At 61.4% G+C, this 12,678-nt stretch carries 15 protein-coding genes; 8 read left to right on the top strand and 7 right to left on the bottom strand.

What is annotated here, in order from left to right; all coding sequences use genetic code 11:
* Window positions 1–118: 118 nt before the first annotated feature.
* The 4 genes from AB4N48_RS17505 to AB4N48_RS17490 form a co-directional block, all read right to left on the bottom strand.
* Window positions 119–496 carry a YgaP family membrane protein gene (locus AB4N48_RS17505; RefSeq protein WP_110645006.1) on the bottom strand — a complete coding sequence of 126 codons (378 nt, stop codon included), beginning with the start codon at window positions 494–496 and terminating at the stop codon, window positions 119–121.
* A gap of 81 nt (window positions 497–577) precedes the next feature.
* Window positions 578–1,048 (bottom strand): RNA methyltransferase, encoded by a 471-nt coding sequence (locus AB4N48_RS17500; RefSeq protein WP_007911337.1) that lies wholly within the window; start codon window positions 1,046–1,048, stop codon window positions 578–580.
* A gap of 127 nt (window positions 1,049–1,175) precedes the next feature.
* Complete coding sequence (locus AB4N48_RS17495; RefSeq protein ID WP_460060184.1) at window positions 1,176–1,601, bottom strand: YajD family HNH nuclease; 426 nt, start codon at window positions 1,599–1,601, stop codon at window positions 1,176–1,178.
* Window positions 1,602–1,648: 47 nt separating this feature from the next.
* Window positions 1,649–2,335, bottom strand: coding sequence for a spermidine synthase (locus AB4N48_RS17490; protein WP_056783581.1), 687 nt, complete (start codon window positions 2,333–2,335; stop codon window positions 1,649–1,651).
* An 80-nt stretch (window positions 2,336–2,415) separates the two neighbouring features.
* Here AB4N48_RS17490 and AB4N48_RS17485 point away from each other — a divergent pair, with 80 nt between their 5' ends.
* A complete protein-coding gene (locus AB4N48_RS17485; protein ID WP_016771228.1) occupies window positions 2,416–2,700 on the top strand; it encodes a hypothetical protein in 285 nt (94 codons plus the stop codon).
* On the opposite strand, the gene AB4N48_RS17480 is transcribed toward AB4N48_RS17485, so the two are convergent.
* Window positions 2,697–3,170: a cyclic nucleotide-binding domain-containing protein gene (locus AB4N48_RS17480; protein WP_016771227.1), complete on the bottom strand. Its 474-nt coding sequence runs from the start codon at window positions 3,168–3,170 to the stop codon at window positions 2,697–2,699. The genes AB4N48_RS17485 and AB4N48_RS17480 overlap by 4 nt on opposite strands.
* 235 nt (window positions 3,171–3,405) lie before the next feature.
* Window positions 3,406–5,460 (bottom strand): S9 family peptidase, encoded by a 2,055-nt coding sequence (locus tag AB4N48_RS17475; protein ID WP_460094069.1) that lies wholly within the window; start codon window positions 5,458–5,460, stop codon window positions 3,406–3,408.
* 236 nt (window positions 5,461–5,696) lie between these two features.
* On the opposite strand from AB4N48_RS17475, the gene AB4N48_RS17470 reads away from it, so the two are divergent.
* The 3 genes from AB4N48_RS17470 to AB4N48_RS17460 are packed head-to-tail and all read left to right on the top strand — an operon-like array spanning window position 5,697 to window position 7,541.
* Window positions 5,697–6,194 (top strand): hypothetical protein, encoded by a 498-nt coding sequence (locus AB4N48_RS17470; RefSeq protein ID WP_041478845.1) that lies wholly within the window; start codon window positions 5,697–5,699, stop codon window positions 6,192–6,194.
* 15 nt (window positions 6,195–6,209) lie between these two features.
* Window positions 6,210–6,986 carry a class II glutamine amidotransferase gene (locus tag AB4N48_RS17465; protein ID WP_252887460.1) on the top strand — a complete coding sequence of 259 codons (777 nt, stop codon included), beginning with the start codon at window positions 6,210–6,212 and terminating at the stop codon, window positions 6,984–6,986.
* A 12-nt stretch (window positions 6,987–6,998) separates the two neighbouring features.
* Window positions 6,999–7,541, top strand: a complete 543-nt coding sequence (locus AB4N48_RS17460; protein WP_016771223.1) for a DUF2937 family protein — start codon at window positions 6,999–7,001, stop codon at window positions 7,539–7,541.
* A 253-nt stretch (window positions 7,542–7,794) separates the two neighbouring features.
* Here AB4N48_RS17460 and AB4N48_RS17455 read toward each other — a convergent pair whose 3' ends face one another.
* Entirely contained in the window at window positions 7,795–8,709 is a 915-nt protein-coding gene (locus tag AB4N48_RS17455) for a LysR family transcriptional regulator (protein ID WP_460094067.1), read from the bottom strand.
* 185 nt (window positions 8,710–8,894) lie between these two features.
* Between AB4N48_RS17455 and AB4N48_RS17450 the strand changes: the two genes are divergently transcribed.
* From AB4N48_RS17450 to AB4N48_RS17435, 4 genes are all read left to right on the top strand, one after another.
* Complete coding sequence (locus AB4N48_RS17450; protein ID WP_460143642.1) at window positions 8,895–10,154, top strand: MFS transporter; 1,260 nt, start codon at window positions 8,895–8,897, stop codon at window positions 10,152–10,154.
* A gap of 62 nt (window positions 10,155–10,216) precedes the next feature.
* Window positions 10,217–10,969: a 5-oxoprolinase subunit PxpA gene (locus AB4N48_RS17445; RefSeq protein WP_460094066.1), complete on the top strand. Its 753-nt coding sequence runs from the start codon at window positions 10,217–10,219 to the stop codon at window positions 10,967–10,969.
* Window positions 10,966–11,670, top strand: a complete 705-nt coding sequence (locus AB4N48_RS17440; protein ID WP_460094064.1) for a 5-oxoprolinase subunit B family protein — start codon at window positions 10,966–10,968, stop codon at window positions 11,668–11,670. The genes AB4N48_RS17445 and AB4N48_RS17440 overlap by 4 nt, the downstream gene beginning before the upstream one ends.
* Entirely contained in the window at window positions 11,667–12,584 is a 918-nt protein-coding gene (locus AB4N48_RS17435; protein WP_056783597.1) for a 5-oxoprolinase subunit C family protein, read from the top strand. Before AB4N48_RS17440 ends, AB4N48_RS17435 begins: the two co-directional genes overlap by 4 nt.
* The last annotated feature ends 94 nt before the right edge of the window (window positions 12,585–12,678 follow it).

The raw sequence follows: 12,678 nt of genomic DNA, 5'->3' as shown, positions 1-12,678 counted from the left end.
GGTGGTGAGTTGTTGAACCCGTAAAAATCAAAAGATCGTAGCCTTCGGCAGCTCCTACAATGGAAAACGTGATTCCGTGTAGGAGCTGCCGCAGGCTGCGATCTTTTGCTTTAAAGCCTCAGACGCCGGCCTTCGGCGAGGTCAGCGAATCATTGCCGGTGACGGTCGCCGTTTCCGTGGCCACTTCGGCATTGGTCTTCAACTTGCTCAGTTCTTCCCCGGCGCGTTCGATCTTCGCCCGCACGTTGCTCATGTCCTGACGGCCTTTTTCCAACAGGCTTTTCGCCGAGCAGTGCCCGGTAATGCCACGGGCCACGGCCATGCCGCCGAGCGCCACTTGAATCAGGCCGAACACGCCGCCACGGCGCAGGCCCTTGCCGACCATCAGCACGCCGCCGGTCAACGAGCCGACGCGCTCCCAGCCATGCACATTCTTGTGCGAAGGCGACTGGAACGGGGTGGATTCGATGCGTTCTACGCGTTTGAGCTCGCTCATGATCTATCTCCAGGCAGGGTGCGATTGATAGATAAGCTGACTGCCAGGGCGGTCAGCTTGTTCCATCGAATGTGCGACGCTTCAGCGGAATTTCGGCCCGGAGCGGGTGTTCAGGCCCTTGGCCATGCGGTCGTAGAGCACGACGTTGACCGTGGCGGCGAGATTCATGCAGCCGGTGGTCGGGATGTACACGACGTCTTCGCACCAGTCGCGAATCTCTTTATCCAGCGAGCCGTCTTCCGGCCCGAAGATATACAGGGCGCGGTCGGGGTGGGTGTATTCCGGCAGCGGCCTTGCGCCTTCGACCAGCTCTACCGCGACGGGAACGCAGTTGAGCGGAAGGATTTTTTTCAGGTCGTCGATGCCGATCAACGGGATGTCGTAGTGCACGCGCTTGGTGTCGGTGACGAAATCGGCCGCGCGTTCATAACGCTTGCCGGTGTAGAACACCGACGCCACGCCGTAACAGCCTGCGGCGCGCATCACCGAACCGACGTTCTCCGGTGATTTGGGGTTATACAAACCAATGCAGCTGTACCGTTTGTCTGCCACGAGCGGGGTGCCTTCGGGAAAAAGAGGGCGATTATACGGGGATTGGGGGAGGGCGGGCAGATTCGAGATTTGTGGTGCCTGGCCGGCCGCCTTCGCGAGCAGGCTCGCTCCCACAGGGGAACGCATTTCAACTGTGGGAGCGAGCCTGCTCGCGAAAGGGCCAGCTCAGGCGATGAAGATCTTCAATCTTCTTTTTCATCAGCCCAGCCAGGGCCGCAAACGGGTTATGCGTGGCCTTGGCGATCTTCGGTGTGCTCAGCGAGCCGTCGCCGAAATACTGCTGATCGGTGTAACGCGAGTGCTCGTTGTCGTGGCAATACAGGCACAACAGCTCCCAGTTCGAGCCGTCCTGCGGGTTGTTGTCGTGGTTGTGGTCGCGGTGATGCACAGTCAGTTCGCTCAGGCGCTTGCCGGAAAACTCGCGGGCGCAGCGGCCGCAGACGTGCGGGTACATTTTCAGGGCCTTGTCGCGGTAGCCCATTTCCTTGTCGCGCTGGTTGTCGGCGAGGATGCGGTCCAGCTTCGACGTGTTGGTGGGGGTGGACGAACTCATGGGTTCACCTTTGCAGAAAGACTGATGACGGTTATGCGCAGTTTAGCTCAGCCCTTGAGCTTCTCGGCAATCCAGATCGTGTGACGGGTGCCCTTGTTGCCGTGGGCGAAGACCTGGACTTCTTCGGCCTTGAAACCGGCCTTCTTCAATTTGTCGGAAAACTGTCGGTCGGCGCTGGCCGACCATACCGCGAGCACACCTTTGGGGCGCAGCGCCTTGGCGCAGGCATTCAGACCTGCGGCGGAGTACAGCCAGCTGTTGGCCTTCTGGGTCAGGCCTTCAGGGCCGTTGTCGACGTCGAGCATGATCGCATCGAAACCGTTCGGCTCGCTTTGCAGCACATTGGCCACATCTTCCTGACGGATCACCGTGCGCGGGTCGAGCAATGGCCGACCGGACTTCTCCCCGAGCGGGCCGCGATTCCACTCGACTACGCCGGGCACCAGCTCAGCGACCACCACTTCGGCGGACTTGCCCAGGTGCTTGAGTGCCGAGGCGAGGGTGAAACCCATACCCAGGCCACCGATCAACACCCGCGAATTCGACCGGCCGGCGACCTTGCGGCAGGGAATTTCTGCCAGTGCGTCCTCGGAACCGTGCATGCGCGTGTTCATCAACTGTCCGCCGTCGCCGCCCTGGATCTTGATGACGAAATCCTCGCCATACTCGAACAGGCACAGGGCACCGCCGTTTTCAGGGATCGGGGTGGTGTCGAGCAGAACGAAACGTTTCATGGAAATCTCTAAAGGGGGGAAGGCAAGCAGGCGCGTTGGGAGTAGCCTGAGCACAGACTAAAGGCCAAACGGAGCCCTTGATGAAGCGCACCATTCTAACGGTCATTACCCTGGCCGCGCTCGCGATTACTGCAGTGCAGGCCCAGCAGAGCGTTCCGGTCAGCCCGACGCCGCAGCCCGGCTCGCCCGGCACCGCGACGCCGACACCGTATCCGCAGATCACCCCGATCACCCTGCCCAAGTCGGGCGCCGGTAGCGGCAGCCCGCCACTGGTGCCGATCGAAATGCCCAGCCCGCCGAGCAAGGATCAACCGGTGCCGGGCATCGAGCCGAACGGCAACAAGGTCAAATCCCCCGGCGGTTAAACCTGTTGCGCGGCGAGTTGGCCGTCGGCCATGCGCAGGCGTTTGGACAGCGAGACGGCGAGGGCGCGGATGATTTTTGCGGCGATTTTCGGTGCGTCGTTGAGCATTTTTTCCAGCGAATCCTTGCCCAGGTTGAGCAACTGACAGTTGCTCGCCGCGATACACGTGGCCGAACGACGTTCGCCATCAAGCACGGCCATTTCACCGAAGGCCCGGCCGCTGCGCAGGGTGGCCATGGTGATGACCTGGCCGTCAGCGCCGGTTTTCTGCACGGCGACCTGGCCGGTGTGGATGATGCACATGAAACTGCCGGCATCGCCCTCGCGAAAAATCGCCTCGCCTTCAGCCACGGTGCTGATGCTGAAATAGCCGGAAGCGGCCGCGAAGTCGGCCAGCTGCAATTGATCGAACAGGCCACAGTCCATCAGCCAGTCGCGGATCTCGTTGTTCAGAAAGGTCGGTTCAGACATGTCGATGCGGTCTTTTTGTTATCACATTTCAAGGCTATACACGGATCCCGTAGGAATGGGCTTTTGTGGCGAGGGGATTTATCCCCGCTCGGCTGCGCAGCAGTCGCAAATCCTGCCAACTCGGTGCTTCAGGAATACTGAGTTTGCAGGTTTTGGGGCCGCTTCGCAGCCCAACGGGGATAAATCCCCTCGCCACAAGGGTCTGCTGTAAGACCCAAGCCACCCACAGAGTTCCTCAGGCAATCTGCAAAACCTTGAACACAAATGCATATTCGAGCGCTACGTCACGTAATCCCTGATAGCGCCCGCTCATACCGCCATGCCCGGCGCCCAGTTCGGTCTTGAGCAGTAGCACATTGTCGTCGGTCTTGGTTGCGCGCAATTTTGCTACCCACTTGGCCGCTTCCCAGTACTGCACGCGGCTGTCGTTGTAGCCGGCGATCACCAGCAGTGGCGGATAAGCCTGCGCGGTGACGTTTTCGTACGGTGCGTAAGCCTTGATCCGATCATAGACGTCCGGTTCTTGCGGGTTGCCCCATTCGTCGTATTCGGTGACGGTCAGCGGCAGATCGGGGTCGAGCATGGTGTTGAGCACGTCGACGAACGGCACTTCGGCAATCGCCACGCCGAACAGGTCCGGGCGCTGGTTGAGCACCGCGCCGATCAGCAGGCCACCGGCGCTGCCGCCGCTGATCGCCAGTTTTTCCGCCGTGGTGATGCCGTTGAGGATCAGAAACTCAGCGCAAGCGATGAAGTCGCTGAAGGTGTTGTGTTTGTGTTCCTGCTTGCCGGCGCGATACCAGGCTTCGCCCAGCTCGCCGCCGCCGCGTACGTGGGCAATGGCGAAGGCCATGCCGCGATCGAGCAGACTCAGGCGGGCGTGAGAAAACCACGGATCGAGGCTGGAGCCGTAAGCGCCATAACCATACAGATACAGCGGCACCGGTTTACCGACCATCTCGCGCTTCATCACCAGACTGATCGGCACCTGCGTACCGTCCGGGGCGGTCGCCCACAGGCGTTGGCTGACATAGGCGTCGGCATCAAATTGGCCGAGTACCGGGGTTTCCTTGAGCACCGTTTGCTCGCCGCTGGCAAGAATCAACTGGCGCACCTGGGCCGGGCGATTCAACGCTTCGTAGCGCAGGCGAATGCGGTCGCTCTCGAATTCCAGGCTGTTTTGCACGTGGAGGCTGTAGGCCGCATCGGGCAATTGCACGCGATACGGCGCCGAGCCCTGTGGGTGAACCTCGATGATCGGCAGGCCACCTTCGCGCAGACTCAAAGTCATCGCCTCGGTGTTGAGGCTGACACCGTCGAGCATCACTTCTTCGTTGTGCGGGATCAGGTTCTGCCAGTCGGCCTCGCTCGGCGGCACGCCAGTGTCCGGGGCCTGATACAGGGCGAAGTTGATGCCGTCGCGGTTGGTACGGATAAACCATGTCCAGACGCCATCGAGCAGGCCGTGGTCGACGTCGTATTCGTGATCTTCGACCCGTGGCGCCAGGCAGCTGAACGGCAGGTGCGGTTGGTTGGCGTCCAGCGCCCAGACTTCACTGGTGGTCTTGCTGCCCAGCGACAGCAGCAATTGCTGTTCGGAGCTGGCGCGGTAGCAATGCAGGAAGAAACGCCCGTCCGGCTCGTGAAAAACCTCTTCGGCGGCAGTGCCATCAAGGCGATAGCGGAACAGTTTGTGCGGGCGATGGGTGTCGTCGAGCACGCCGAAGAACAGGGTCAGGCTGTCGTTGGCCCAGGTCATGCTGCCGTCGCAGTCCTCGAATTCCAGTTCGCTGACCTTGTCGTTGGACAGCTCCTTGACGAACAGCGTGTAGATCTCGTCGCCCGAGGTATCAACGCTGTAGGCCAGGCGCTGGTGATCGGGGCTGATGCTGAAAGCTCCGAGGGAGAAGAAGCCGCCATTGGCCAGCGCATTCGGGTCGAGCAGCAATTGTTCGCGGCTTTCATCGAGGGTCAGGCTGTCGTCCGCCGGGCGCGGGCAGCGGTAGTGCCGGGCATATTCGTCACCGGCGGTGGTGCGCGTGTAATAAAGGTAGGGGCCCCAGGGCGAGGGCAGGGACAGATCAGTCTCGAGAATCCGGCCCTTGATCTCGTTGAACAGGCTTTCACGCAGCTCGGCCTGATCGGCGGTTTGCGCTTCCTGATAAGCGTTTTCAGCCTTGAGGTAGTCGAGCACCGCGTCGGTATCGCGTTCCTGCAGCCAGGCATACGGGTCGGCGCCGGGCGCCCGCTGGGCAATCGGGGCAGTCATGACATTGGCGGATTGGGGCATGGAAGGCTCTCGGACAATATTCGGAATTGGGTTGTTCGCAGGTCTTGAAAGCGCCGCAGCCCGTGTGGGAGCGAGCCTGCTCGCGAAAGCGGTGTGTCAGGCAACGCTGTTGCAACTGACAGTCCGTATTCGCGAGCAGGCTCGCTCCCACAGGGGCGGCTGCTGGCCGTCTGGTATTGGGACAAGCCGCATGGGCGAAAAGTCGTTACTATAAGCGCCTATTTGCCTGCCTTGCCATGGACACCATGACCGAGAACGACTATCTGATCGCCTGGGGCCTTTACGCCTTTGCCGCCGTGGGCTGCCTGCTGGTATGGATGCGCCTGACCACCTGGATGTGGCGCTGGCTGCGCGAGCCGCTGCGTGTGCTGATGGCGGTGTTGCTGTTCAGCCCGACCATCGTCGATCCGGTGAAAGCCAAAGTTGCACCGGCCATCGCCATCACCGCCCTGGACATGCTGTTCAAGGTCGGCAACAACGCCTGGCGCGCGGTTTCCGATCTGTTCATGTACGGCATGATAGCCTTCGGGGTGTATCTGGTTTTCGTTTTGATCCGCCTGCCGATCGAGCGTGCCTCGGCAGCACGGCGTGAACGCGCCGAGGCCGCCAAGGCTGCGGCCCGTGCCGAAGAGCGCGACGATGATCAACCGTTCGGCGGCGCCGGTGACGACCGCTACGGTCGCCCGCCAGTACCGAACAATCCGCAGCGCATGCGGGTCGAGCCGCGTCTGTAACCCGAGAGTCCGCACATGTGTGAATTACTGGGCATGAGTGCCAACGTGCCGACCGACATCGTGTTCAGCTTCACCGGCCTGATGCAACGCGGCGGCCGTACCGGCCCGCACCGCGACGGCTGGGGCATTGCCTTCTACGAAGGGCGGGGCCTGCGGCTGTTTCAGGACCCGGCAGCGAGCAGCGAGTCGGAAGTTGCCAACCTGGTGCAGCGTTATCCGATCAAGAGCGAAGTGGTCATCGGCCATATTCGCCAGGCCAACGTCGGCAAGGTCTGCCTGTCCAACACCCACCCGTTCGTCCGCGAACTGTGGGGGCGCAACTGGTGTTTCGCGCACAACGGCCAGCTCGCCGACTTCACTGCGATCAAGAGTTTCTACCGACCGGTCGGCGATACCGACAGCGAAGCGGCGTTCTGCGATTTGCTCAACCGGGTACGCGCAGCCTTCCCCGAGCCGGTCGATATCGAAACGCTGCTGCCGGATCTGGTCGCAGCGTGCGCCGAATATCGCAGCAAAGGCGTGTTCAATTGCCTGCTCAGCGACGGTGACTGGCTGTTCTGTTACTGCTCGACCAAACTCGCCCAGATCACCCGCCGCGCCCCGTTCGGCCCGGCGCGGCTCAAGGATGTCGATGTGATCGTCGACTTCCAGGCCGAAACCACGCCCAACGACGTGGTCACGGTGATTGCCACCGAGCCTTTGACCGAAAACGAAACCTGGACCCGTTACGAACCGGGCCAATGGAGCCTGTGGCGACGCGGCGAATGCGTCAGCCAGGGCAAGACCGAATAAGGATTTGCACCCATGTTGCTCAGTTATCTACGGCTGGTGTTGTTTGCGGCGGGCCTGTTGATCGGTGTCCAGGTGCCGGGGTTCATCAACGATTACGCGCAACGTGTCGAAGCGCACCTGATCGAAGCGCAGACCGGCCTGCGTGGTTTCCAGGGCACGGCGGATCAGTTTTTCAAAGGCGATATGCAGGCGCTGGTCGCACATTACCGTGCCAGCGAAGACCCGATTTTTCGCAGCGATGCCGACAGCCTGAATACTTTGCTCACCCGCCAGGTCGCGCTGGACAAGCAATTCCAGGCGATGCAAGGCCCGTGGTATGTGCGCTTCCTGCAAGTGGTGCTGGCCGCCGATCCGGATATTCGCAAGGAAACCTGGAACGGCTACAGCTACCAGATTTTGCTGACGCCAGAGGCGATGATCTGGGGCATGAGCGGCGCATTGCTGCTGTCGTTCGGCATCGAATGCCTGTTCCGCCTGATCGACTGGGTCGTCCTCGGCGGCCGCCGCCTGCGCCAGAGCCGGCCGATCGAAGATCGCGATGTGCGCGGTTTGTAAGACTTGCACAATCCCCTCTGGCAAGAGAGGCCTTATGGCATGGGGGATTCTGTGGTGAGTGGGCTCTGGGGTGAGTGGGTTCTGTGGTGAATGAGTTCTGTGGCGAGTGGGTTCTGTGGTGAATGAGTTCTGTGGCGAGGGGATTTATCCCCGTTGGGCTGCGCAGCAGCCCCAAAACCTGCACTGAAAGACCGCGTTGGCCGCAATCACGACTGCTGCGCAGCCGAGCGGGGATAAATCCCCTCGCCACTAATCATTCAGTGAGGGTGATGCAGTCCTTGCCGACCTTGTGCGCATACCCCGCCAGGACCTGCTGACACAACGTCACGATCTCTTCGACCCACTCAACCCCGACCCGCCACGACACCACCACCGGCAGATTCGCCGGCCGCTGCTCGATGTCGAGCAAGATCAATTCGCCCCGTGCCAGCTCCTCGGTCACCAGCACCGGCGGCAGCGCGCCGATACCGAAGCCATCGCGCAACAACCGGGTGATCGCCGACACCGAGTTCACGCAATTCAAGCGTGGCGCCATGACGCCGCTGGCCTGCATCAGCGCGACGATATCCTGATGCGGTCGTGAGTTTTTCGAGTAGGTGATGATCCGCTCCTGCGCCAGTTCGGCGAGGTCGGCGTAGTCGCGGTTGTAGATCGAATTGCTGGCGACGATCCAGCCCAGCGGATGGCTCGCCAGCTCGAGGCTGCGCACGCTTTCGTGACGGACCAGATCGGTTTGCAGAACCAGATCAAGGAAGCCTTTTTGCAGTTGATCGCAGAGGTTCAGCGCGGTATCCGCGACCAATTCGATTTCCACCCGTGGGTACAGATCGGTCATCTGCGCCACCAGCGGGCTCAGCCAGGTATGGATCACTGTGTCCATCACGCCGATACGCACCCGGCCGACCTTGCTCGAACGGGTCTCGATCGACTGCTTCAGCGCCGCCATGGTGTCGAGCATCTGCTCGGCATAGTCGAGCACTTTCAGGCCTTCCGGGGTCAGGCTGACGCCGCGTGAGTCGCGCAAAAACAGCTTTACGCCCAGCTCGCCTTCGAGCACCGCAATGCGGCTGGAAATCGATGCCTGGGTGGTGAACAGCTTGTCAGCGGTCAGGCGAAAACTCTTCAGGCGCGCGACCCAGACAAAGGTCTCGAGAAACTTCAGATTCATGGACAAGGCTCGAGTGACAAATTTTTCTTATGCCTAAGGCGGGTTTTTATTCGTTGGACGGCGCAGGGCAGGGCGACGAAAAATCGACGCATCCGGTTCCCACGATAGGCGTCGTCGGAGCTTCGAACAAGACCAATAAAAGCCCTGCGGAGATTTGCCATGAGTGCTCCCGATACCCTCCCTTTATCCAGCCTGCGGCTCGCCCCGGACCTTTCGACTGGTACCGCAACATCAACCAGCAGGAGCGTCGCACGTTCTGGAGCTGCAAGATCGGCTACGGTCTGGACGGTATGGACACACAGATGCTCAGCTTCGTCGTGCCGACGCTGATCGCGATGTGGGGCATCACCACGGGCGAAGCGGGACTGATTCACACCAGCACCCTGATCGCCTCGGCCATCGGCGGTTGGGTCGCCGGGATTCTCTCCGACCGCATCGGCCGTGTGCGCACCCTGCAACTGACGGTGCTGTGGTTCGCCTTCTTCACCTTCCTCTGCGGCTTCGCGCAAAACTACGAACAATTGTTGATCGCCCGCACCCTGATGGGCTTCGGTTTCGGCGGTGAATGGACCGCTGGCGCAGTGTTGATCGGTGAAGTGATCCGCGCCAAGGATCGCGGCAAAGCGGTGGGCATGGTGCAATCCGGCTGGGCGCTGGGTTGGGGCCTGACGGCGATTCTGTACGCGCTGCTGTTTTCGGTGTTGCCTGCGGAAGATGCCTGGCGCGCGCTGTTCATCCTTGGCATCGTGCCGGCGATATTCGTGATTTTTGTCCGTCGCCTGGTGAAAGATCCGGAGATATATCGCGAAGCCAAAGCCGCGCAAACTCCGGAAAACCCGGCGAAGTTCTACGAGATCTTCGCACCGGGCATGCTCTTCACCACGTTTCGCGCTTCCTTGCTGACCACCGGTGCGCTGGGCGGCTACTACGCGATCACCTCCTGGCTGCCGACTTTCCTCAAGAACGAGCGCGGTTTGAGCGTGCTTGGCACCGGTGGTTATCTGGCGATGGTGATCGTCGGTTCTTACGTCGGCTATGTGATCAGCGCTTATCTGACCGACCTGCTGGGGCGGAAAAAGAACTTCATTTTGTTTGCCGTCGGCTCGTTCACCATCGTTCTGCTCTACACGCAGATGCCGGTCAGCAATGGCGTGATGCTCTGGCTGGGCTTTCCGCTGGGCTTCTTCGCCTCGGGGATTTTCAGCGGCATGGGCGCGTTTCTGACTGAATTGTTTCCTACGCGGATTCGCGGCTCGGGCCAGGGTTTCTGCTACAACATCGGCCGCGCACTGGCGGCTTTGTTCCCGCTGTTGATCGGCCTGCTCAGCCAGAAAGTGCCATTGAGCATGGGCATCGGCGCCTTCGCGGCGGTCTCCTATGGTGTGGTGATTCTGGCGGCGCTGAGCCTGCCGGAAACCCGTGGCAAGCAACTCGACGCGCAGTAACTGATACCCTGCGCAGAAGTCTCCTACAGATAAAAAGACCAGCAGCTACAGGAGTGTTCACCGTGAGCCGCCTGCTATTGAATTGCGACATTGGCGAGAGCTTCGGCAGCTGGACCATGGGTCTGGACGCCGAAGTCATGCCCTTCATCGATTGCGCCAACGTTGCCTGTGGTTTCCATGCCGGCGACCCGAGCATCATGCGCAAAACCGTGGCGCTGGCGCTCGAGCACGGCGTGCAGATTGGCGCGCACCCGGCCTATCAGGATCTGGTCGGATTCGGCCGACGTTCCATGGCCTATTCCGCGCAAGAGCTGCAAGACATCCTGCATTACCAGATCGGTGCCCTCGACGGCATCTGCAAGGCGCAGGGCGGACGCGTGAGCTACGTCAAACCCCACGGCGCGATGTACAACGACATGATGGCCAACCCGGCGCAATTGCGTGCGGTGGTGCAGGCCGTGGCCGCTTATGATCGCAATCTGCCGCTGATGTTGATGGCGACCCGAGACAACGCTGCGGCGCAGCAAATTGGCGATGAATACGGCGTAACGCTGTGGTTTGAAGCGTTCGCCGACCGTGCCTACGACAGCGCCGGCCGGCTGGTCTCCCGGCAACTGCCGGGCGCCGTGCATCACGATCCCGAAAAAATCATCGAGCAAGCGCTGACCATCGCCGATGGCGGCGCGCTCACCGCCAGCGATGGCAGCACCTTGATCCTGCGCGCCAATACATTGTGTGTACACGGCGACAACGCCAGTTCCGTGGCTGCGGTGCAGCGCATTCGCCAAGCCTTGCAGCAGTCGAGTGCGTCATGAACCCACGGATTGAAGTGGTGGCGCTCGACTGCCTGATGCTGCGTCTGTTCGATGAAATCGCCGAAGCCAACATGCCGTGGCTGCTCGCCGCCAGCGAGCGTTTGCGCACGGTGTTTGGCGCCCGGCTGATCGATCTGGTGCCGTCCTATACGACGTTGATGGTGCATTACGATCTGACGCTGTTGAGTCCGGCGCAGGCGCGCGAATTGATCGCCGAAGCGCTGGTCGATCTGGCGCCGAATGCGCGCCGTGCCGGGCAGTGCCACGTCTTGCCGGTCTGGTACGACTTGAGTGTCGGCCCGGAGCTGAGCCTGTTGGCCGAACGCAGCGGCCTCGCGGTGGAGGAGGTGATTCGTCGGCACAGCGCACGGGAATATCAGGTGTTCGCCCTTGGCTTTGCGCCGGGTTTTGCCTTCATGGGCCTGGTCGAAGAGATGCTCGCCGCGCCGCGCTTGAGCACGCCGCGCAAGAAAGTTGCCGCCGGCAGCGTGGGCATCGCTGAGCGGCAGACGGCGGCTTATCCGGTAGTTTCACCTGGTGGCTGGAACCTGATCGGGCGCACCCCGGCGCAACTGTTTGATCGCCATCGCGACGGCTACAGCCTGATGCAGCCCGGCGACACTGTGAGCTTCGAAGCGGTCGACCACGCCGAATTCATTCGTCTGGGCGGCGATGACACACCACTGGAGGCGTTGGCATGAGTCGATTGACGATCGAAGCCAGCACACCGCTGTGCCTGTTGCAGGATGCCGGGCGGTTTGGCGTGCGGCATCTGGGCGTGACTCAAGGCGGCGCGGCGGATTGGTGTTCGATGAGCTGGGCCAATTGGCTGCTCGGCAATGAGCTGGATGCAGCAGTGGTTGAAATCACCCTCGGCGGGTTTGCTGTTGTGGCTGAAGAGGATTGCCTGCTGGCGCTGGCGGGAGCGGATCTCGGCGCGCAGATCGACGGCCAGCCGCTGGCGCCGTGGCGCAGTTTCAAATTGGCGAAAGGCCAGACATTGCGATTTACCCAGCCGTTGCTTGGCGCTAGAGCTTATCTGGCGGCCCCCGGTGGGTTTACTGCGCCTAAGGTGCTGGGCAGCAGTGCCACGGTGGTGCGCGAAGAATTGGGGGGGCTTGATGGCATGGGCCTTCCGCTCGCCAAAGGGGCGGTGCTCGGTTACAGCGGCGAAGCGTTGGCAGTACGGGAAATGCCTTCGGCGCTGCGGCCGGATTTCAAAACGCACGCGCCTTTGGACTTGGTGCTCGGCGCACAGATCGGCCAGTTCAGCGGGCAGAGCCTGTTCGATGTCTTCAACAGCGCCTGGACCATCGACAGTCGCGCCGACCGCATGGGCATCCGCCTGCTCGGCTCGGCGTTGCAATATCAGGGCGCGCCGATGATCTCCGAGGGGATTCCGTTGGGCGCGGTGCAGGTGCCGCCCGATGGCCAACCGATCGTGTTGCTCAACGATCGCCAGACCATTGGCGGATACCCGCGCCTGGGCGCGTTGACGCCGCTGGCGCTGGCCAGGCTGGCGCAATGTCTGCCAGGGGCAACGGTGCGATTCATTCCGGTAATGCAGGAGCAAGCCTGGAAAACGCATCAGAACTACCTGAGGTCCTACGCGTAACGTGCATGGTTTCGTACACAAAACCGAGACGCTTCCTGGCAGCTAAGTACGTCGCCTTACAGTCGTGACTGTGAGCATATGAAACGATTGCGCT

Source organism: Pseudomonas sp. S2_C11, assembly GCF_054668395.1.
Note: the sequence above shows the minus strand (reverse complement) of the source record. Positions and strands in the feature narration are given on the sequence as shown.